16 protein-coding genes are annotated in these 22118 nt (G+C 65.6%); 6 read left to right on the top strand and 10 right to left on the bottom strand.

Annotated features, from left to right (window positions below):
- Window positions 1-3: 3 nt before the first annotated feature.
- Window positions 4-381 carry a response regulator gene (locus ACP7BH_RS04430; protein ID WP_425983359.1) on the bottom strand — a complete coding sequence of 126 codons (378 nt, stop codon included), beginning with the start codon at window positions 379-381 and terminating at the stop codon, window positions 4-6.
- Window positions 378-1886, bottom strand: a complete 1509-nt coding sequence (locus tag ACP7BH_RS04425; protein WP_425983361.1) for a sensor histidine kinase — start codon at window positions 1884-1886, stop codon at window positions 378-380. Before ACP7BH_RS04425 ends, ACP7BH_RS04430 begins: the two co-directional genes overlap by 4 nt.
- Before the next feature lie 119 nt (window positions 1887-2005).
- On the opposite strand from ACP7BH_RS04425, the gene ACP7BH_RS04420 reads away from it, so the two are divergent.
- A complete protein-coding gene (locus tag ACP7BH_RS04420) occupies window positions 2006-3526 on the top strand; it encodes a carboxylesterase/lipase family protein (RefSeq protein WP_425983363.1) in 1521 nt (506 codons plus the stop codon).
- Between the two features lie 5 nt (window positions 3527-3531).
- Here ACP7BH_RS04420 and gor read toward each other — a convergent pair whose 3' ends face one another.
- From gor to ACP7BH_RS04405, 3 genes are all read right to left on the bottom strand, one after another.
- Entirely contained in the window at window positions 3532-4914 is a 1383-nt protein-coding gene (gene gor, locus ACP7BH_RS04415) for a glutathione-disulfide reductase (protein WP_425983364.1), read from the bottom strand.
- A 154-nt stretch (window positions 4915-5068) separates the two neighbouring features.
- The gene (locus ACP7BH_RS04410) at window positions 5069-7582 is read right to left on the bottom strand and encodes an ABC transporter permease (protein WP_425983366.1); all 2514 of its coding nucleotides are present in this window, start codon (window positions 7580-7582) and stop codon (window positions 5069-5071) included.
- Complete coding sequence (locus tag ACP7BH_RS04405) at window positions 7579-8271, bottom strand: ABC transporter ATP-binding protein (protein ID WP_425983367.1); 693 nt, start codon at window positions 8269-8271, stop codon at window positions 7579-7581. The genes ACP7BH_RS04410 and ACP7BH_RS04405 overlap by 4 nt, the downstream gene beginning before the upstream one ends.
- 60 nt (window positions 8272-8331) lie before the next feature.
- Between ACP7BH_RS04405 and ACP7BH_RS04400 the strand changes: the two genes are divergently transcribed.
- The gene (locus tag ACP7BH_RS04400; protein ID WP_425983369.1) at window positions 8332-9042 is read left to right on the top strand and encodes an arylesterase; all 711 of its coding nucleotides are present in this window, start codon (window positions 8332-8334) and stop codon (window positions 9040-9042) included.
- 13 nt (window positions 9043-9055) lie between these two features.
- On the opposite strand, the gene ACP7BH_RS04395 is transcribed toward ACP7BH_RS04400, so the two are convergent.
- From ACP7BH_RS04395 to ACP7BH_RS04385, 3 genes are read right to left on the bottom strand one after another with little or no spacing between them, the layout of a single operon-like run.
- Entirely contained in the window at window positions 9056-9682 is a 627-nt protein-coding gene (locus ACP7BH_RS04395; RefSeq protein ID WP_425983371.1) for a 2-dehydro-3-deoxy-6-phosphogalactonate aldolase, read from the bottom strand.
- Window positions 9679-10563 carry a 2-dehydro-3-deoxygalactonokinase gene (locus tag ACP7BH_RS04390; protein ID WP_425983373.1) on the bottom strand — a complete coding sequence of 295 codons (885 nt, stop codon included), beginning with the start codon at window positions 10561-10563 and terminating at the stop codon, window positions 9679-9681. The genes ACP7BH_RS04395 and ACP7BH_RS04390 overlap by 4 nt, the downstream gene beginning before the upstream one ends.
- 7 nt (window positions 10564-10570) lie before the next feature.
- A complete protein-coding gene (locus tag ACP7BH_RS04385; protein ID WP_425983375.1) occupies window positions 10571-12145 on the bottom strand; it encodes a sodium/sugar symporter in 1575 nt (524 codons plus the stop codon).
- 193 nt (window positions 12146-12338) lie between these two features.
- Here ACP7BH_RS04385 and ACP7BH_RS04380 point away from each other — a divergent pair, with 193 nt between their 5' ends.
- From ACP7BH_RS04380 to ACP7BH_RS04370, 3 genes are all read left to right on the top strand, one after another.
- On the top strand, window positions 12339-13112 hold the full coding sequence (locus ACP7BH_RS04380) for an IclR family transcriptional regulator (protein ID WP_425983377.1): 774 nt from the start codon (window positions 12339-12341) through the stop codon (window positions 13110-13112).
- 74 nt (window positions 13113-13186) lie between these two features.
- Entirely contained in the window at window positions 13187-13993 is an 807-nt protein-coding gene (locus ACP7BH_RS04375; protein WP_425983379.1) for an SDR family NAD(P)-dependent oxidoreductase, read from the top strand.
- Window positions 13994-14068: 75 nt separating this feature from the next.
- Window positions 14069-15853, top strand: coding sequence for an IlvD/Edd family dehydratase (locus ACP7BH_RS04370; RefSeq protein WP_425983381.1), 1785 nt, complete (start codon window positions 14069-14071; stop codon window positions 15851-15853).
- 20 nt (window positions 15854-15873) lie between these two features.
- Here the strand turns inward: ACP7BH_RS04370 and ACP7BH_RS04365 are convergent, their stop codons facing one another.
- Window positions 15874-17385 carry a tryptophan halogenase family protein gene (locus ACP7BH_RS04365; RefSeq protein ID WP_425983383.1) on the bottom strand — a complete coding sequence of 504 codons (1512 nt, stop codon included), beginning with the start codon at window positions 17383-17385 and terminating at the stop codon, window positions 15874-15876.
- Window positions 17382-18893 carry a tryptophan halogenase family protein gene (locus tag ACP7BH_RS04360; protein WP_425983385.1) on the bottom strand — a complete coding sequence of 504 codons (1512 nt, stop codon included), beginning with the start codon at window positions 18891-18893 and terminating at the stop codon, window positions 17382-17384. Before ACP7BH_RS04360 ends, ACP7BH_RS04365 begins: the two co-directional genes overlap by 4 nt.
- A 295-nt stretch (window positions 18894-19188) precedes the next feature.
- On the opposite strand from ACP7BH_RS04360, the gene ACP7BH_RS04355 reads away from it, so the two are divergent.
- Window positions 19189-22068, top strand: a complete 2880-nt coding sequence (locus ACP7BH_RS04355) for a TonB-dependent receptor (protein ID WP_425983387.1) — start codon at window positions 19189-19191, stop codon at window positions 22066-22068.
- The last annotated feature ends 50 nt before the right edge of the window (window positions 22069-22118 follow it).

The raw sequence follows: 22118 nt of genomic DNA, 5'->3' as shown, positions 1-22118 counted from the left end.
GGCTCAGGCCTGGGCGACGCCCATGGCCTTCATCAAGGCGTCGCGGATGGCGGCTTCGGTGAAGGGCTTCTGGATGGTGGGCTGGCCGCGCCATTCTTCGGGCAGGCCGCCTTCGCCATAGCCCGTCGAAAAGACGAAGGGCACGCCGCGCGCCTTCAGGACCTCGGCGACGGGGAAGACCTGGCGGCCGGCGACGTTGACGTCCAGCAGGGCCGCGTCGAGGTCGGCCGTGTCGCGGGCCAGGGCTTCGCCGTCGTCGATGTTGGACGCCGGGCCGACAGGGATGCATTCCATGTCTTCCAGGATCGTCTCCAGGAGCATGGCGACGAGGGATTCGTCCTCGACGACCAGGACGCGGCGGCCGCTCAGGGGTTGGGTCATCGTGAAGCCGTCCTGTCGAGCGGAACCGTCAGTTCCGCGATCAATCCATCAGGGGCGTAGACCAGATCGATCTCGCCCGCCAGATCATGGCGAATGTTTCGTTCAATCAAGCGGCTACCGAAGCCTCTTCTGTCCGGCGGCGTAACTTTCGGACCACCCATCTCGCGCCAGCTGAGCTTGAGTTTGCGCGCCCTCTGATCCGCCAGCGCCCAGTCGATCAGGATGCGACCTTCCGGCGTGTGAAGCGCGCCATATTTGGCGGCGTTGGTAGCCAGTTCGTGGAAGATCATGCCCAGAGACAGCACGATGGCGGGCTCCAGCGACACCGGCGGCCCGTTCAGGCTGATGCGGGTGTTACCGTAGGCCTCGGTCTCGTGCTCCAGAATGGCGCGCAGGTCGGCACCTTCCCAATGGCTCTGCGTCAGCAGATTGTGGGTGTGCGACAGGGCCATGATCCGCGACTGGAAGGTCTCGGCGAAGCCTGCGGGATCGGTGTTGGAGCGTGCGGTCTGGATGGCGATCGACTGGACCGTGGCCAGGGTGTTCTTCACCCGGTGGTTCAACTCGTCGATCATCAGTTTCTGGCGCTGGGCGGCCAGGACGTTCTCGGTGATCTCGTGCCCCTGAACGAAGATGCCGACGACCGCGCCCGCGTCGTCGCGGATCGGCTGATAGATGAAGTTGAGATAGACGGCTTCCAGCGGGCCGTCGGGCGTCCGCTGCAGCTGGGCCACGCTCTCGCGGCCTTCATAGGGTTCGCCTGTCGCGAAGACTTCGTCCAGAAACTCGTAGAAGCCCTGACCCTCAAGTTCCGGCAGGGCCTCACGCACGGATTTGCCGGCGATGTCACGGTGGCCGATCAACTGGCTATAGGCGTCGTTGTGCATCTGGAAACAGTGTTCCGGACCGGACAGGATGGCTACGAAGCCCGGCGCCTGCATGAACATCTCGACCAGGCGATTGCGCTCGGTTTCCAGGCGTCGATTGTCTTCCTGCACGGACTGGGCGCGGCGCAGGACCGAGCCGCCGATGATGGCGTCGAGGGCCGTCGTCGGCTCGTCCGGTTGAATGTTCGGGGACAGGTCCGTGACGTCCGAGGTGTGCTGGAGCAGCAGCACCACCTCGCCCGCGTCGTTCAGGATCGGCGTGTGGGTGGCGCTCCAGATCCGTTCAACAAAGGCCTCGCTGCCGTCCGGCAAGGTCTTTGGCATCGAATAGCGCACGACGGCGAGGTGATCGCGTTGTCGGGTATCGCGCGCCTTTTCTAGAGAGGCGCGGACCTGTCGCACGTTTTCCGGCGCCTCGGTTCCGGGGCCGGAGTCGAAGGCGGCGAACAAAAGCTGGCCGATCACCTCGCTGCGCCTGGCGCCCGTGACGTCGACATAGGCCTGATTGAATTCGGCGATGCGCAAGTCGGGCGTGAGCAACAGATACGGGTTGGGCGAAGCCTCGAAGGCCGCGCCCAGATCGACGGTCAGGTCGCTTGATTGTGTCGTGTCGTTCAACGCCTACCCCGTCCAGCTTGGCGATAACGCACGATCTTGAAATCGGTTCTACAGCGAGATGTCGTGAACTGTGATCGCAAGGTCATTGGCGCGATCACAGGATTTGCTAATCAGCGAGGATGACAATCGCCGGCGTCTTCGCCACCCTCTCGCTCATGATGGCGCCCGCAGCCGACCAGCCCACCGTCCGCATTCAGCAAGGCGTCCTGATCGGACGCGCCGATGCCGACGTGGCCGCGTTCAAGAATATCCCCTACGCCGCGCCGCCGACGGCCGAGCGACGCTGGCGTCCGCCGGGCGCCGCCCCGACCTGGGAGGGCCAGCGCGACGCCTCGACCTACGGGCCGCTGTGCATCCAGGCGCCGCCGAACGGTGATCCCGGGGTAGGCTCTCTGCCGATGAGCGAGGACTGCCTGAACCTGAACGTCTGGCGGCCGGTGGGCACGCGTCAGCCGGCCCCGGTCATGGTGTGGATCCACGGCGGCGGTCTGGTGAACGGGTCGGGCACGGCGCCGCTGTATGACGGCACGACGTTGGCCAAGCGCGGCATCGTCGTGGTGACGCTGAACTATCGGCTGGGGCGGCTGGGCTTCTTCGATCACCCGGCGCTGGCGGCCGAGCGTCCGGCGGGCGAGGCGGCGGGCAACTATGGCCTGATGGACGTGACGGCGGCGCTGAAATGGGTGCGCGCCAATATCGCAGATTTTGGCGGCGATCCCGAAAACGTCACCATCTTCGGCGAGTCGGCGGGCGGCGCCATCGTGACGCGGCTGATGATCTCGCCACCGGCGCGGGGCCTGTTCGACCGGGCCGTGGTGCAATCGGGCCTGGGGCGCGAGTTGCAGACGCCGCTGGACAAGAAGGGCCCACACGGCGCCCCGTCGGCGCGCGAGCGGGGCGAGGTCTGGTCGTTCGGCGCGGGTCTGAGGACCGCCGCCGATCTGCGCGCCGCGCCGGCCGAGATGTTCCTGACGCCTCCGCCGGTGTTCGCCAATGGCGACCTGAGCCTGATCGACGGGCGGATCGTGCCGTCCACGGTCGAGGCGGCGTTCAAGGCGGGCCGACAGGCGCCGGTTCCGCTGATCATCGGCACGAACAGCGCCGAGTTCTGGTGGATGCGGCCGACGGACCGCAACGGCTATGGCCAGATCGACGACGACATGACCTGGCTGGAGCGGGCCGACGCGGTCCAGGCCTATGGCGGGCTGGAGGCGTTCGACAGGCTGTCCATCACGGACCTGGTGTTTTCGGAGCCGGCGCGGATGCTGGCGCGGCTGCACAACAAGGCCGGTCATCAGGCCTGGCTCTACCGGTTCGACATCTCGTCGCCGCAGAACCCCGAGCCGCACGGCGGGGCGACCCATGCGATCGAGCGGCCCTATGTGTTCGGCACGCTGAACACCCTGCCGTATCCGGTCGAGGATCGGGATCGCAAGGCGTCTGAAGCCATGATCGGCTACTGGACCGCCTTCGCACGCTCGGGCGACCCCAATGGCGTGGGCCGGGTCGAATGGCCGCGCGCCAGGGCAGGGGACACCCGACTGATGAACTTCGGCAACGCCGGGCCGACGGTGACGCCGGTTCCGTTCAGTGCGCGGCTGGACCTACTGGAACGGTTCCGCGATCGGCCCCGTCCGTAAGGGCGTCAGCCGGCGGAGGTGGCGCCGGACTGCTTCTCCTTCAGGGTGACCAGTTCCTCGGCCATGGTCGGGTGGACAGCGCAGGTGGCGTCCCACTGGGCCTTGGTCAGGCCGGCCTTCACGGCGATGGCGGCCAGTTGGATCATCTCGGGGCTGTCGGGGCCGACGATGTGGACGCCGACGACGCGCTGGCTGTCGGCGTCGACCACCAGCTTCATCAGCACCCGCTCGTCCGAGCCAGTGAAGGCGTATTTCATCGGGCGGAAGCGGGTGACGTAGACGTCCACGCCCTTGGAGCACGAACGCCGCGCCTCGGCCTCGCTGAGGCCCACCACGCCGACCGGCGGCTGGCTGAAGACGGCGGTGGCCACGGCCTCGTAGTCGAAGTGCTGGGGGTTGTCGCGATAGACCGTCTGGTGGAAGGCGACCGCCTCGCGGATGGCGACGGGCGTCAGGTTCATCCGGTCGGTCACGTCGCCGATGGCCCAGATATTGTCGGCCGTGGTTTTCGAATAGGGATCGACCTTGATCGCGCCCTCGTCGTTCAGCTCGACGCCGGCGGCCTCCAGCCCCAGGTCCTTGACGTGCGGAATCCGGCCGGTGGCGAACATGACCACGTCGGCTTCCAGCTTCATGCCGTTTTCCAGATGGTTGACCAGGCCGGCAGCGGTCTTTTCGATCTTCTCGTGCTGGCAGCCCAGGACGACCTTGATGCCGCGCTTCTCGATCTCGCCGGCCAGATGCGCGCGGACATCGTCGTCAAAGCCGCGCAGGATGTTTGGACCACGGTAGATCAGTGTCGTCTCCACGCCCAGGCCGGCGAAGATGCCGGCGAACTCCACCGCGATATAGCCGCCGCCGGCGATCAGGATGCGTTTGGGTAGTTCGGGCAGGTGGAAGGCCTCTTCCGAGGTGATGGCGTGTTCGATGCCGGGCAGGCTTTCCGGCTTCCAGGGACGGCCGCCCGTGGCGATCAGGATCTTCTCGGCGGTGAAGGTCTGGTTCTTGCCGATGATCTCGACCGTATGGGCGTCCTTCAGAACGGCGCGGCCGTGGACCAGTTCGACCCCCGCCTTGCCCAGATTGGCGGCGTAGATGCCAGACAGCCGCGCGATCTCGACGTCCTTGGCCTCAAGGAAGGTGGGCCAGTCGAACTTGGCGTTGTCGAACGACCAGCCGTAGCCTTCGGCGATCTCCAGCGCGTGGCTGACCTCGGAGGCCATGACCATGAACTTCTTGGGCACGCAGCCGCGAATGACGCAGGTGCCGCCGACCCGGTATTCCTCGGCGACCGCAACCTTCTTGCCGTCCAGCGCCGTCAGCCGCGCCGCCCGCACGCCCCCCGAACCGGCGCCGATGACGAAGAGGTCGTAGTCATAGTCGGCCATGATCAAGAGTCCATTCAGCGAGGTATGGGCATTTAAGCCGTGCGGCGTGAAATCCAAGAGGCCCAAGGCGTTGGCAAATGAAAGCCACGCATGGGTCGCTCGGTGGCTATGTCAGCGACAAGGGCCTGGGACACACGGTGTGCCTGGCGGCGGTTTAGTTCGACCTCAGCACGGGCGCGGGACGACGTGAAAGAGCGTGGAGGGCGGCGACGCCGCCGCCGACGGCCGCCACGCCCGTCGCGCCGATCATCAACAGGACGATGCCGGTCCAGTCCACGCTCCAGGTCGTCTTGAAGACCAAGGTCACGACGGGCCAGGCCCCGGCTGCTCCAATCAGCAGACCGGCGAGGCCGGCGATGGCGCCCACCAGACTATATTCGACCAGATAGGCCCCCAGAATCTGGGCGTGAGAACCGCCGAGCACCTTGAGGATTGCAGCCTCACGCGCGCGTTCACGCACACCGGAGGCGATGGCGCCCACCAACACCAGCAATCCAGCGAATCCGGCGACACCCGCTGCGCCTCGGATCGCCAGAGACAGACGATCGAACAGGGTGGCGGCGGATTCCAGCTGTTCGCGCACGCTGATGACGTTCACCTCGCGGAAGTCTGCGCCCAGGGCCTTGATCAGACCGCGCTCCTCGGCGGGCGTCGCGCGGGCGATGGCGACGCTGCGGGGGTTGGCGCCCTCTATGGCGGCGGCGTTCAAGACGAGCAGGAAGTTCGTCCCGAACCCGCCTGGCTCAGTCTTGCGAAGAGCGGCGATGCGAACGTCCATTTCCCGTCCCAAAACCTGCAGCGTCAGGCTGTCGCCGACCCGCAAGTCCGCCGCCTCGGCAAGGTCACGCGACATGGCGACTAAGGGTGGCCCGTCGTAGTCGGCGGCCCACCATTGGCCCGACACGACGTTGGCGTCGTCTGGGGCGCCGGCCAACGCCGACAGCAGTATGTCCTGGTCGAAGGCCCAGCGTTCGCCTTGAGGCAGGGCCTTCAAGTCCACGGGCGCGCCTTTCAGGCGGATGATCCGTCCGGTCAGCAGCGGCGCTCTCCTGTAGCGGTCGGGCCCTGGCGCCGTCATGATCCGCGAGATGGTTGCGTCGAAGGCGGGACCGCGATCGGCCGGGATTTCCGTGAAGACGACCGATGGCGCTGACCGAGGGGCGACTTCGGTGATCTGGCCCAACAGGCTGGATTGGATCAGGATGACCATCGCCAAGAGCGCGACGCCCAAACCAATGGCCGGGGAGGCTGTCCGCGCCGCCGAGCGCGGTCCCGCGAGATTGGCCAGTCCGAGGCGGACGGCGCCGCCGGCATGATGTCTCAACCGTCCCGCAAGACCGGCCGCCATGCGACCCAGCAGCCATAGAAGGGAAAAGGCGATAATCGTCCCCACGATCAGCCCGCAGGCAGCGAGCTTGGACGGCGCAGTCCATAGCGCCAAGCCCGCCAGACCCAAGGCCGCCAAGATGGCGAACACCAGTTCGACGCCCCAGACAGGACGCTCGTTCAGTTGACGCCTGAACAGTGACGACGGCGGGGTCGCGCGCGCCCGCGCCAAGGGCGCTAGGGCGAAGGCGGTGGCGGCGAGGAGGCCAAATGCGCCGGCTTCGATAAGCGGAGCGGGATAGATGGCGAACAGGGCGGGAACCGGCAGGCTTTCCTTCGCAATCATACCGATCACGAGCGGTGTAGCGGCGCCGATCACCAAGCCGATGCCTACCCCGATGGCGGTCAGGACGCCGATCTGGATGAGGTAGATGTCGCGGATCAGGCCGCCCGAGGCGCCCAGCGCTTTCAAGGTCGCGATCGAGGGCTTCCTGCCTTCCAGATAGGCGGACACCGCGCCGCCGACACCCAGCCCCCCCGCCACGAGCGACGCCAAGCCTATGAAGCCGAGAAAATACTCCAACTGATCGATCAGCCGACCGGCGCCGGCGGCGGCTTCCGACCGGTCTCGGGCTTCGAGCCGGCCTTGCGGAAATCGTCTTTCGACTTCGGAAATAACGGCCTTGGGGTCGGCCGTCGTTGGAATGGCGATGCGGGCAGCCTCGCCGAAAAGGCCGCCGGGCTGCAACAGGCCGGCGCCCTGCACAGCCGGGATCGTCGTAATGACGCGCGGACCCAAGGCGAAGCCGCGGCCCAGGCGATCGGGCTCACTGAGCAATATTGCGCGGATGACAAAGGAGGACGATCCGACCGTGAAGGTGTCGCCGATTTTCAAGTTCAGACGATCCAGGAGGGCCTGTTCGACGACCGCACCGGCCTTGCCGTTTTCTGAGCGCAATGCGGTGGGGAGGTCTGTTTCGCCCGCCAACTCGACGGCGCCGACCAGCGGATAGGCGCTGTCGACGCCACGCATGTCCACGAGGCGTCGCTGGCCGTCGTTCGTTTCCGCCATGCCGTTGGCTCGAACTGAATAGGCTGTGGGACCTAGGTCAGAGAAGGCGGCGCGTTGCTGTGGCGTGAACCGTCCCTGATCGATGCTGAAGACGACGTCGCCGCCCAGAATTTCTCGTGCCTGGCTGGCCAAACCCTGACGGAAGGCCTCGGCGGTCGATCCGGAGGCCGAAATGGCAGCGACGCCCAGCGCCAGACAGGCCAGGAAAATGCGAAAACCGGCGATGCCCGATCGCAACTCGCGGCCCGCAAAACGGAGTGCGAGCTTCATGCGTCGGCCCTGGTCGCATCGACGACCCGGCCGTCACGCATTGTCACGATCCTGTCCGCGCGTTGCGCCAAGCGGTTGTCATGGGTCACCAGAACAAGCGCGGCGTTGCTGTCTCGAACGAGGTCGAACAGTAGATCGGCGACCATAGCCCCGTTGGCACCGTCCAGGTTGCCCGTCGGTTCATCAGCGAACAGAAGTGCAGGCTCCACAGCCAGGGCGCGGGCCAGCGCAACACGCTGTTGCTCGCCGCCGGACATCTGGTGGGGATAGTGTGAGCGCCGCTTGCCCAGCCCGACACGCTCCAGCCAGCTACGAGCCTTGGCGACGGCGCCTGGCCGATGGGCAAGTTCAAGCGGGGCGGCCACGTTCTCTTCGGCAGTCATATTGGGCAGCAGATGAAAGCTCTGGAACACCAGCGCGGCACGGCCACGACGCAAGCGGGCGCGGCCGTCCTCATTGAGCGCCGCCAGATCTTGACCGAAAAGCACGGCGCGGCCGCCGGTCGGCGTTTCCAAACCAGCCGCAATCGAGATCAGCGAGGATTTGCCTGATCCAGAGGGGCCGACGATGGTTACGGTCTCGCCCGGCGCGATGACCAGATCGACGCCTCTGAGGATTTCCACCGGACCCGCAGCGGACGGCAATGTGAGGATGACGCCGTCGAGGACGAGCGGGGCGGCTGAGACCATCGAAGTGTCGCTTGCTGTATTGGGATGACGGGACGCGTCTCCTATATGGTGGCGCACACCATGACGCCAAAGCCCCAATTCCCTTTATCGTCCCTCCGCCGCCGGGCTGTCCTGACGGGCGGCGTCGGCCTCGTGCTGGCGGGCTGTGTTCCGTCCAAGGATGATGCGAAGCAAAAAGACCAGCAAGACACGCCGGTTCTGACACAGGCGTCGCCCCCGGCAGACAAGATCGTCACCGTGCTGGGAGACTCCATCACGGCGGGATACGGCCTGCCTTCATCCGAGGCTCTGCCGGTTCGACTGGAAGAGGCGCTGCGCGCGCTTGGCCTGGCTGTTCGCGTCCGAGGCGCGGGCGTCTCTGGCGACACGACCGGCGGCGGCTTGGCGCGATTGGCTTACAGCGTTCAAGACGACACTGACCTTTGCATTGTCGCCTTGGGCGGTAACGACATGTTGCATGGCGTCGATCCCGCGACCGTCCGTGCGAATCTGCAGGCTATCATCGAGGGGTTGAAGGCCCGCGACATTCCGGTGCTTTTGGCCGGGATGAAGGCACCGGCGCAATATGGCGCCTACGCCGCCGAGTTCGACCGGATTTTCGTCGATCTGGCGCGCCAGGAAAACGTGCCTGCCTATCCCTTCCTGCTAGAAGGCGTTGCGCTGGATCGGCGCTACAATCAGGCTGATGGCATCCACCCCAATGCGGCGGGCGCGCGGATCATCGCGCAGGGATTGGCGCCGGTGGTCGCGTCGGAATTGGCGTCCGTTTGACCTGCAAACATACCTAAACGGCGCGCCAAGCCTGCACGAAGGCCTTCGCCTGGCGACCGATCTGATCGGCGGTCTGGCCCGGCTTGAAGACGGCCGAGCCGATGCCGAAACCCGAGGCGCCGGCGCCCAGCCATGTGGCCATGCTGTCGGGATCGACGCCGCCGACGGGATAGACGCGGGTGGCGGCGGGCAGGACGGCGCGGACGGCTTTCAATCCCTTCGGACCGGCGATCTCGGCGGGAAACAGTTTCAACGCATCGGCGCCGGCGTTCAGGGCGGCGAAGGCTTCGGATGGGGTGAAGAAGCCGGGCAGGGACAGCAGGCCCAGTACCTTGGTCTCGCAGATCACGTCGGTGTTGGTGTTGGGCGAGATGATAAGCTGGCCGCCGGCCTGGGCGACCTCGCGGGCCGCCGCGACGTTCAGCACCGTGCCCGCCCCGACCAGGGCGCGGCCGTCCAGCGCCTGGCGCAGGCGGCGGATGCTCTCCAGCGGCTGAGGCGAGTTCAGCGGCACTTCCAAGCAGCGGAAACCGGCGGCGACGATGGCCTCGCCCACATCCACGGCTTCGTCCGGCGTCAGCCCGCGCAGGATGGCGATCAGGGGCAGGGCGTCCAGGCTTTCGATAGAGACAGGGATCATCGGGATACAGCCTCGTGAATGCGCCACAGACCCTTGGCCGTGGCGGCGGCGCCGTCCGCGATGCGAACGTCGTGGAAACCGCCCAGCGCCAGGGCGGCGGCATAGCGGCGGCACAGGGCCTCGGCGCCGATCAGGATGACGGGGCGGTCGTTGGCGTCGACCTGTGCGGCGACTTCCGCTCCGATCAACAGGCCCGACAGATAGTCGGCCGACGAGGCGGACGAAAGGCGTCCGGCCAGGCCCTCGACCCGCACCGAGAACAGGGCGGCGGTGACGGCGGGATCGCGCAAGGCGCGCTGCACACCGGCTGCGAAGGCGTCGTCGTCCACGCCGGGATCGCCCATGTCGGCGCCCAGGATCGTGCCCTTACGGATGGCGGCGAACAGTTCGCCGGTCATGAAGGTGCGAAAGTCCGTAATCCGTCCGCCCCCCGTGCTGATCCATTTGCTGTGGGTGCCGGGGGCGACGACGACGGCGTCGTCTGGGGCGTCCAGGCCAAAGACCTGAGTTTCCTCGCCACGCACCACGTCCTGCAGGAGGCCGTCCTCGAACACGGCGACGCCGGGCACGATGGAGACGTCGGGCGCGTCATCGGGGCTGGCCACGGCGCTCGCCAGGTCTGCGACGCCGGCCGGGCAGGGCAGATAGGCCATCTCGCGCCACCGGCCCCGCGCCCCGGCCATGCCGCTGACCAGGACCGGCAGGCCCTGCATCAGCCAGTCGCCGGCGACCTCCTGAAGTACGCCGTGAAACTGATCCGGCGCCAAGCCACCCGCGCCGCGAGGGTCGGAACGGCTGTCGAGCACAGCGCCGCCCTCGGCGATCCGCATGACGCGCAGGTTGCTGGTGCCCCAGTCGACCCCGATCAGTCCGGTCGCCAAGCTCACCTCACCACCAGATCCAATAGACTAGGATCAGGAAGGCGATCACGCCGACCCCGGCCAGGTTGAAGCCCAGCGAGGTCTTGTAGCTGATCTTGTCCAGCTTGATCTTCATGGCGTCGGGCTTGGCCGGGACCAGGAGGGACACGATCACTGCGGCGATCAGCGAGACGACGAAGACGACCGCGACCCGGTTCATGAAGGGGAAGATGAACTGACCCGTCTCCTGCAGCCACCAGAAGACGGCCGACAGCACCACCGAACCGATGGCGGCGGTCAGGGCGCCTGCCTCGGACGCCCGCTTCCAGAACAGGCCCAGCATGAAGATGACCACGATGCCGGGGGTGAAGAAGCCGGTGAACTCCTGAATGAACTGGAAGGCTTGGTCGAACCCGCCCAGCAGGGGGCGGGCCGTCAGGATGCCGATGATCACGGCGACGACGGCGGCGATACGGCCGACGGTGACCAGTTGATGCTCGGGCGTGTCCTTCTTGATCTTGGCGTAGAGGTCCAGGGTGAAGATGGTCGAGATCGAGTTCACCTTGGACGCCAGCGACGCGATGATGGCGGCGATCAGGGCGGCGAACACCAGACCCTTCAGGCCCACCGGCAGCAGGTTCATCATGGTCGGATAGGCCTGGTCCGGCGCCGACAGGTTCGGCGCCAGGATCAGGGCGGCCATGCCCGGCAGGACCACGATCACCGGCATCAGCAGCTTCAGATAGGCGGCGAAGGCGATGCCCTTCTGGGCTTCGTGCAGCGACTTGGCGGCCAGTGCGCGCTGGATGATATACTGGTTGAAGCCCCAGTAGCTGATGTTCATGACCCACAGGCCGCCCAGCAGAACGGCGATGCCCGGCAGTTCTTGATAATGGGGGCTGTCCTTGGACAGGATCATGTCAAACTTGTCGGGGAACTCGGTCAGCAGGGTCTGGAAACCGGCGAGGGCGCCGCCCGCGCCGCCGATGGTCGACAGGGCGATGAAGCCGATGATCAATCCGCCGCAGACCAGCAGGGCCACCTGCACGATGTCAGTCAGGGCCACGGCCTTCAGACCGCCCCACAGCTGATAGGCCAGGGCGAAGACGCCGATGGCCACGATGGCGTAATCCTGGTTGAAGCCGGTCACGGTGTGGACGGCGATGGCGCCCAGCCACAGGATCGAGGTCACGTTGACGAAGACGTAGAGCAACAGCCAGAAGACGGCCATCACGTTGCGGATCGTCGGCCCGTACCGCTGCTGCAGGAACTGCGGCATGGTCACGATCTCGTTGCGCAGGAAGATCGGCAGGAAGAACTTGCCGACGATCAGCAGGGTCAGGGCCGCCATCCATTCGTAGGAGGCGATGCCCAGGCCGATCACATAGCCCGAGCCGCTCATGCCGATGATCTGTTCGGCCGAGATGTTGGCCGCGATCAGCGAGGCGCCGATGGCCCACCAAGGCAGGCTCTTGGACGCCATGAAATAGTCGGTAGAGGTCTTCTGCTCGCCCTTTTTGGTGCGCGAGACCCACTGGGCCAGGCCGAAGATGAAGACGGCGTAGATCGCCAGGATCGCCAGATCGATGGCCGCGAGCGACATGATGCAGTTTCCCCGATGCGGCCCTTACTTCGGGCTCCCTGCAGAAAGCCTAGGGGACGAGCTGGTATGTCGCAATGAAGATTTTATATATGCGTGGTGATTTTACCCGCGACAATGCTACCACTCGCATCATCTGCTGGTCTTCACCCGACACGCCGCGCCCGGTAGCGTAAGGACGCTCGACAGGATCCCAATGACCGACCAAGACCAGACCGACGACCGCAAATATCGCGCCCCCGCCCTCGAAAAGGGCCTGGACGTGCTGGAGCTGCTGTCGTCCCAGGGCGAGGCGATGACGCCCTCGCAGATGTCGGTTACCCTGGGCCGGTCGGTCAGCGAACTGTTCCGCATGATCCAGGTGCTGGAGTTTCGCGGCTATATCGAGCAGTCGTCGGACGGTTATCGCCTGACCAACCGCCTGTTCACCCTGGGCATGACCCAGGCGCCGATCAAGTCGCTGGTGGACGTGGCCATGCCGGCGATGCGGGATCTGGCCTCTGGCACAATGCAGTCTTGCCACCTGGTCGTGCCGTCAGGCGACCAGATCGTGGTCATCGCCCGGATCGAGAGCCCCGGCGACCTCGGCTATTCGGTGCGGATCGGCTATCGGCGCAGCATCCTGCACGCCACTTCGGGCCTGATGTTCTATTCGCGGGCCAACGAACGGGCGCAGGCTCACCTCAAGGAGATCCTAATCGGCCTGTTCGGCGTGGAGGCCGTGGAAGAGTTCGTCAGCCGATCCCATGCCATGACCCAAGGCCCCTATGTCGAGCGGGCCAGCGACTTCGTGAAGGGGGTCACCGATCTGGTGGCGCCCATCATGGGGTCGGACGGCGTGATCGCCACACTGATCACCCCCTTCATAGAGCAAGCCCCCATGCTGTGCACCAAGGACGAGGCCGCCGCCCAGTTGGTGCGGGCGACCACGATCATCTCCACCCAGATGGGTGCCGTTTCACAAGCCTGATCGGTCAGCCTCACTCCTCCGTTGACAGAAACTGCGGCCGCCGCCATTTTCGTTGACGGTAACGACTTTCATTTGTGAAAGATCGCACGTCGCCGATCAACGGCGAGGCGTCGGGAGGCGCGCGAACGCTCATGGCCGCCATCTACTCCGACCTCAAGGACAAGACCGTCGTCGTCACCGGCGGCGCCGGCGGCATCGGAGAAGGCATAGTCCGCGCCTTCCACGCCCAGGGCGCCCGCGTCGGCTTTCTGGACATTGACACGACGCGCGGACCCAAGCTGCAGGCCGAACTGGGGGAGGGGGCGCTATTCGTCGCCTGCGACCTGACTGACATTCCAGCGTTGAAGGCCTCTATCGTCACGGTGCGCGAGGCCTTCGGTCCTATCGACGTCTTGGTCAACAACGCCGCCCATGACGAGCGTCACGCGACGCTGGAGGTGACCGAAGACTATTGGGACGGCCGCATGGCCGTGAACCTGAAGCACCAGTTCTTCGCCGCCCAGGCCGTGTTGCCGGACATGCAGGCTACGGGCAAGGGCGCGATCGTCAATCTGGGTTCGACCTCCTGGGTCATCGGCCAAGGCGGCATGCCCGCCTATACGGCGTCCAAGTCGGCGGTGATCGGCCTGACCCGCTCGCTGGCTCGCGACTTCGGCCCCTTCGGCGTGCGCGTAAATGCGGTCGCCCCCGGCTGGATCATGACCGAGCGCCAGCTGGCGCTGTGGGTCACGCCGGAAACCGAAAAAGAGATTTACGCCAACCAGTGCCTGAAGCGCCGGCTCGTGCCCGACGACATCGCCAAGGTCGTCGTCTTCATGTGTTCGGACGAGGCAGGGGCCATCACCAACCAGCACTATGTCGTCGACGGCGGTTGGACCTGATCGCGGCTTGAACTGCGCCGGATCGATTTGTAATATTATATGCTACATCGCCCTCGCGGCCCGAGAACCTGATCAATGACCAAGACCCTCCGCAGCCGCGCCTGGTTCGACAACCCGGAAAACCCGGACATGACGGCGCTTTATCTTGAGCGCTATCTGAACTACGGCCTGACGCGCAAAGAGCTGCAGTCGGACAAGCCGATCATCGGCATCGCCCAGACCGGCTCGGACCTGTCGCCGTGCAACCGCCACCATCTGGTCCTGGCCGAGCGGGTGCGCGAAGGCATTCGCGAGGCCGGCGGCATCGCCATGGAGTTCCCGGTCCATCCGATCCAGGAGACCGGCAAGCGCCCGACCGCCGGCCTGGACCGCAACCTGGCCTATCTGGGTCTGGTCGAGAGCCTGTACGGCTATCCACTGGACGGCGTCGTCCTGACCATCGGCTGCGACAAGACCACGCCCGCCTGTCTGATGGCGGCGGCGACCGTGGACATCCCCGCCATCGCCCTGTCGGTCGGCCCTATGCTGAACGGCTGGCACAAGGGCGAGCGCACCGGCTCGGGCACGATCATCTGGAAGGCCCGCCAGATGATGGCGGCCGGAGAGATCGACTATGACGGCTTTATCGAACTGGTGGCGTCCTCGGCCCCGTCGGTCGGCTACTGCAATACCATGGGCACGGCGACGACCATGAACTCGCTGGCCGAGGCCCTGGGCATGTCTCTGCCCGGCTCGGCCGCCATTCCCGCCCCGTATCGCGAGCGCGCCCAGGTCGCCTATGAGACCGGCCTGCGCATCGTCGAAATGGTGCATGAAGACCTGAAGCCGTCGGACATCTTGACGAAAGAAGCCTTCCACAACGCCATCGTCGTCAACTCCGCCATCGGCGGATCGACCAACGCCCCGATCCACCTGACCGCCCTGGCCCGCCACGCCCACGTCGACGTGCCGTTGCAGGACTGGCAGACCGAGGGTCTGCACGTGCCACTGCTGGTCAACCTTCAACCGGCCGGCGAATACCTCGGCGAAGACTATTTCCACGCCGGCGGCGTGCCGGCGGTGGTGTCCGAGCTGATGAAACAGGGGCTGATCCGCGAGGACGCCCTGACCGTCACCGGCAAGTCGATCGGCGACAACTGCCGTGATGCCGAGATCGTGCTACCGGACGTGATCAAGAGCTTCGACGCCCCGATGAAGACCGACGCCGGTTTCGTCGTCTTCACCGGCAATCTGTTCAACTCGGCCATCATGAAGCTGAGCGTGATCAGCCCCGAGTTCCGCGAACGCTATCTGTCCAATCCCGACGACCTGAACGCCTTCGAAGGCCCGGCCGTCGTGTTCGACGGGCCCGAGGACTATCACCACCGCATCGACGACGAGAGCCTGGGCATCACCGAACAGACCCTGCTGTTCATGCGCGGCGCCGGGCCCATCGGCTATCCGGGCGCGGCCGAGGTCGTGAACATGCGGCCGCCGTCCTACCTGATCAAGAAGGGCGTCAGCGCCCTGGCCTGTATCGGAGACGGGCGGCAATCCGGCACCTCCGGCTCGCCCTCGATCCTGAACGCCTCGCCCGAGGCGGCGGCGGGCGGCAACATCGCCCTGCTGAAGACCGGTGACCGGGTGCGCATCGACCTGAACACCGGCCGCGCCGACATCCTGATCCCGGACGAGGAACTGGCCGAGCGTCGCAAGGCGTTTGAGGCGGCGGGCGGCTACAAATACCCGGCCTCCCAGACCCCGTGGCAGGAGATGCAGCGCGCAGCGGTCGGCCAACTGGAGACGGGCGCCGTGCTGGAACCCGCGATCAAATACCACCGCATCGTCGACAAGTTCGGCCTGCCGCGCGACAATCACTGACCGACTGAGCCGCCGCCGCTCTATTGCATCGGCGGCGCCTTGCCGTGGGCGGCGATGAAGGCGTCGTGGGTCGGCATCCGCTCCACGCCGTGCCGGATCATCGCTTTCATCTGCTGCAGCCGCTGTCGGATGTCATCCAGAGGGATGGTTTCGGTGATCGCGTCGTGGCGTTCCGGGATCACGCCCTGACCCAGCAGGACGGCGATCCAGTTCGTCTCCTGGAACAGTTCGTCGTCATAGCGGAAGACGCGGCCCCGACTGCGGAACTGGTCCATCTTCTGCTTCAGGGTCTCGGGCACATCTATGGCCCGCACATGCCGCCACAGGGGCGAATCGTCCCGCGCGGTGGCATGATAGTGCAGGATGATGAAGTCCCTGATCCGCTCGACCTCGACCTGCATCAGTCGATTGTAGTTGTCGATGTCGGCCTGGGCGAAGCCCGTGTCGGGGAAATGCAGCAGCAGTTTGGAGATGCCCGACTGCACCAGATGGATGCTGGTCGATTCCAGCGGCTCCAGGAAGCCCGACGCCAATCCCAGCGCCAGGCAGTTCTTGTTCCAGGTCTTCTTGCGCCGTCCGGTGGTGAACCTCAGGAAGTTCGGATCCGCCATGGCCTCGCCGTCCAGCGACGCGCGCAGCTTGGCCTGGGCCTCGTCGTCCGAGATGAAGGGGCTGCAATAGACATAGCCGTTTCCGGTGCGGTGCTGCAGCGGAATGCGCCAGCGCCATCCGGCCTCCAGCGCCGTCGACTGGGTATAGGGTGTCGGCTCTCCGACCCTCGCGCAGGGCATGGCCACCGCCCGGTCGGCCGGCAGCCAGTGGGTCCAGTCTTCATAACCCGTCTTCAGCGCCCCTTCGATCAACAGGCCGCGGAAGCCCGAGCAGTCGATGAAAAAGTCCGCCTCAAGCTGGCGTCCGTCGTCCAGCCGCACCGACTGGATGAAGCCGTCGCCGTCGCGCAGCACCACGTCGGCGATCTTGCCTTCATGGCGCACCACGCCTTGCGCTTCGGCGCGCTGACGCAGGAACTTGGCGTACAGGCCGGCGTCGAAATGAAAGGCGTAGGTCATTTGCGACGCGACGCCGCGCGGATCGCTGTCGGGGCGGGTAAAACGCCCCATCTGAGACGCGACGGTTGTGACCGAATAGGCGCCCAGGTCATCGTCCAGCCCCGCCTTGTTCAGCCGCAGCCAGTATTGATGGAACGACGCCGCATCGATGCGCGTCCCATAGACGCCGAACGGATGGAAATAGCTCTGGCCCTTCTGGAACCAGTCATGGAACTGGATGCCCAGTTTGTAGGTCGCCTGGGTGGCGCGGACGAATTCGTCCTCGTTGATTCCCAGCAACTGGTTGAACAGCAGGATGGGCGGGATCGTCGCCTCGCCCACGCCGACGGTGCCGATGGCTTCGGACTCGACCAGCTCGACCTTCACCGTGCCGCGCGTCACATGCGACAGGGCGGCGGCCGCCATCCAGCCGGCCGTGCCGCCGCCGACGATCAGGATGCGCTTCAGCGGTGCAGGGGTCATCGGGCGTAACCGGTGAAATAGTGGGAATGGGCGGGCAGGGCGGCGGCGGCGCGTTCGATCAGCTGGGCGAACTGTCGCGCCTGGCGATCAACGCCGTCGAGATCGTCGAGACAGGCCAGGGGCGACGCCTGTTTCGGCCATGTCCCCAGGCCGGCGAAGACGGCGGTCCAGCTGTCCTCGCGGAAGGATTCGTCTTCCCGCAGCCCGATCTCGCCCCGCGCCTGGAACAGTTCGATCTTGTCCATCAGCGTATCGGGCGGCGTTGTCTCGCGGCAGCGATCCCACATCGCCCCGGCACGGCCCGCCAGGTGATAGTGCAGGATGATGAAGTCGCGGATGCGCTCGAACTCCTGGGCCGAGCGCCGATTGTATTCACGTATCAGGGCCGGATCGAAACTGCGGTCGGGGAACATCTCCAGCAGCCGCCCGATGCCGGTCTGGATCAGGTTGATGCTGGTCGATTCCAGCGGCTCGACGAAGCCCGACGCCAGGCCCAGCGACACCACATTGCCTTTCCAGGCCTCGCGCCGCCGGCCGGTGACGAAGCGCAGTCGATTGGGCTCGGCCAGAGGTTCCGACTCGATCTGGCCCAGCAGGTCGTCCAGCGCCGTCTGGTCGTCCACATGGTCGCTGGAATAGACATAGCCGTTGCCGACCCGGTGCTGCAGCGGAATGCGCCATTGCCAGCCGGCCTCGCGGGCGCGGGCGGTGGTGATGGGCTCGGGCGCCAGGGCCGAGCTGCATGGCACGGCGACGGCGCGGTCGCACGGCAGCCAGTGCGTCCATTCCTCGTATCCGGCCTGCATCGTCTGTTCGATCAACAGCCCCCTAAAGCCCGAGCAGTCGATGAACAGGTCCGCCTCGACCTCGCCGCCGTCTTCCAGCTTCACGGCCCGCACCAGGCCGGTCTCGCCGTCGCGATCCACGCCCGTGATCCGTCCCTCGCGCCGAACGACCCCCAGCGTCTCCGCCAGCGTCCTCAGCCGCCGCGCGAACAGGCCGGCGTCGAACTGGTACGCGTATGAATAGTGGGACAGCACAGAACGGCTGTCCTCGACCGGCGGGGCGAACTTGCCGGCGCGGGCCATGGCGGTGGGTATGGACCAGGCGTCCAGGCTGTCGATCCGGCCGGCGGCCTTCAGGCGAAACAGATATTGCCGCCAGGCCTGTCCGGCGACGGTGGGGCCATAGTCGCCGAAGCCGTGGAAATATTCCGAACCCGGCGCAGTCCAGTCCTTGAAGGCGATGCCCAGTTTGGCGGTCGCGGCCGTCGAGCGGATAAAGTCCTCTTCGGACAGGCCCACCATCTGCACGAACTGACGGATTGGCGGAATCGTGGCCTCGGCCACGCCGACAGTGCCTATGGCCTCCGACTCGATCAGGGTGATCTTCAGCGCCAGGCCCGAGGGACGCGTGAACGCCCGGCCCAGCGCCGCTGCGGCCATCCATCCCGCCGTCCCGCCGCCGACGACGGCGACGTGGCGCACCTCTCCTGTCTGCTCGGTCATTCCTGTTCTCCCCGACGCCGGCTTTCGCCGATCATGCTTGCCTGAAGCCTAGCCGAATACGGCCAAAGCGCCACGTTGGTAGCGCTATCAGAAAACACTTTTCAATGCATGAAAACTTGTGCATCCTTGAAAGGTGGCAGTGACATCGAACGATGCGCGGCTTCACTTCGGGAGGGATGTCGTCCCACGTCGCCAATAAGCGGCGGGCGCGACCAGCAGGAAGGTTCTGAGACACATGTCTCGTCAAAATCACGTGCGTCGTGTCGCTCTGTTGTGTGGAGCGTCCTTGCTTACGGTGGCCGCAGCGCTGCCGACGGGCGCGCTCGCCCAGCAGAATCCGGCCCAGTCGGACGACGCCACCACGGTCGATGAAGTGGTCGTCACCGGCATTCGCGCCCAGCTTCGCTCGGCCCAGGCCATCAAGAAGAATTCCGAGGTCATCGTCGATTCGGTGACCGCCGTGGACATCGGCGCCCTGCCGGACCGTTCGGTGTCGGAGGCGCTGCAACGCATTCCCGGCATCACCCTGCAACGCACCAACTCCGCCCGCGACCCCGCCCGTCTGGCGGCCGAAGGCGGCGGCGTCTTCGTGCGCGGCCTGTCGGGCGTGCGTTCCGAAACCAACGGTCGCGACATCTTCTCCGCCGCCTCGGGCCGCGGTCTCAGCTTCGAGGATGTCTCGGCCGACCTGCTGTCGGGCGTGGATGTCTACAAGAACGTCGCCGCCAACATGATCGAGGGCGGCATCGCCGGTACGATCAACCTGCGCACCCGCGTGCCGTTCGACAACGCCGACCGCCTGTTGGCGGTCAACGCCGACTACAATTACGGCGACCTGTCCGAGAAGGGTTTCTGGTCCGGTAGCGTGATCGGTTCCGATCGTTGGGATACCCGTTTCGGCGAGTTCGGCCTCTTGGCCAACGTCAGCGTCTCCAACGTCGGCAACCGCACCGACAGCATTTCCACCGACCGTTACGACCCGATCGTGCTGGATGCCGGCAACGCCAGCGCGGACGGCACCGGCGCGGCGGGCGAGACCGTCTATGTTCCGAAGAACATGGGCTGGCGCACCATCGACTGGGAGCAAAAGCGCACCGCCGTGGCGCTGGCCGCCCAATGGCGCCCCAACGACCAGTGGCTGTTCACCCTGCAGGCCCTGGGCTCGCAGGCCGACACCTACAATGTCGAATACGCCATGGGCACCGAGACGATCGCCTCGCCCAACTCGACCTATTCCTATGACGAGGACAACGTCTTCAAGTCCGGGAACATCTTCGACGCCAACTACAACACCGACACCCGGATCGGCGACGACACCAAGAAGACCGGCGACGTTGCGCTGAACTTCAAATACACGCCGGGCGGCGCCTGGTCGTTCAGCGGCGACCTGCAATATGTGAAGTCGACGGCCGAAATCTATTCGATGACCGCCTTCACGCAGCTGCAGGATCGTCCTGACATGCGGATCACCATCGACGGCGACCTGCCCACCATCACCTCCACCGGTGGGGCGATGGAAGACAAGTCGCAATACTGGTGGGCCGCCGCGATGGACCACATTGAGGACAACGAGGCCGACGAACTGGCTGGTCGCCTGGACGCCCGCTACGACTTCCAGAACAACAGCTTCTTCCGCTCGGTCGAGTTCGGCGTACGCGCCACCGACAAGAACTACACCAACCGCCAGACCGGCTATAACTGGGGCCTGCTTTCCAACCAGTATTGGGGCAACGGCGGCGGCGCCGTGGTCTATCTGGACGACACCGGCTTCCCCGGCGGCGTGCAGGATCCGCGTCTGGTCGAATCCTCCACCCTCTATCGCTTCGACAACTTCTTCCGTGGCGACACGGTCGTTCCGGGCGTCGCCTGGTTCCCGACCGCCGGCCTGCTCAACCAGGGCACGGCTCACGCCTATGACATCCTGAAGAATACCCAGAGCTCGGGCTGGGGCTGGACCCCGCTGTCGAACGACTTCGACAGCTATCGTCTGGGCAGCGGCGCCGGCGGCGTCACCGAACTGCAGGAGAAGACCGAGGCGGCCTATGTCTACACCCGCTTCGGCAACGATACGGCCTTCTTCGGTCGCGGTCTGGACGGCAACATCGGCCTCCGCGTCGTCAAGACGAATACGGATTCCAACCAGGTCATCACCCTGCCGGCGATCACGACGGCCTGCCCGCCGGCGACCAATCCCGGCGCCGACTGCACCGCCTTCAACCGCGCGGTCCAGTTCGCCAATGGCGGCCCGCTGGACGGCGCCGACATCAGCAAGGAATACACCAACGTCCTGCCCAGCCTGAACCTGCGGGCCTTCCTGACGGATACGCTTCAGGCCCGCTTCGCCGTGTCGCGCGCCATCCTGCGCCCGGAAATGTATCAGCTTCAGCCGTTCACCAACCTGGCGATCAACTTCCAGCCTGACGGCGTCACCCTGAACCCGACGACGCCCTATACGGGCACGGGCGGCAATCCGAATCTGGAGCCGTTGAAGGCCACCAACTACGACTTCAGCCTGGAATGGTATTTCGCCCCGACCGGCAGCATCACCTTCGCCGCCTTCCACAAGGATCTGAAGGACTACATCTTCTCGGGCAGTTCGACCGAGACCTTCACCAACGGCGGCGTGACCAACGACTTCCTGATCACGCGCTACACCAATGGCGACAAGGGCAAGATCGACGGTTTCGAACTGGCCTATCAGCAGTTCTACGACTTCCTGCCGGGTCCCCTCAGCGGGTTCGGCGTCCAGGCCAACTTCACCTACGTCGACAGCAGCGGCGGTCGCAACACCAGCCAGGACATTCTGGATCCGATCCAGAACGGCGCGGCCGGCGCGGAACTGCCGCTCGAAGGCCTGTCGCGGACCAGCTACAACGCTGCGCTTCTGTATGAGAAATACGGCATCTCGGCGCGCCTCGCCTACAACTGGCGCGAGGAGTATCTGATGACCACGTCGGCCGCGAACGTGAACGCGCCCGTGTGGGCCAGCGACTATGGCCAGCTTGACGGCTCGATCTTCTACAACCTGACCTCGGAAGTGAAGATCGGCATCCAATCGACCAATATCCTGAACGAACGGACCGTGCTGAAGGTGGGCAACGAGACCCGCAAGCCGCCGTACAACTGGGTGGATACCGATCGCCGGATCGCGGTGGTGCTTCGCGCCGCCTTCTGACCCCGGTCTGACCTAACGGGGCGTCGGCAGTCGTCGGCGCCCCGATCGTT

It is taken from the genome of Brevundimonas sp. TWP2-1, from assembly GCF_049897645.1.
In the GTDB taxonomy this organism is placed as follows: Bacteria; Pseudomonadota; Alphaproteobacteria; order Caulobacterales; family Caulobacteraceae; genus Brevundimonas.
This window is presented reverse-complemented; position numbering and strand designations above follow the sequence as displayed.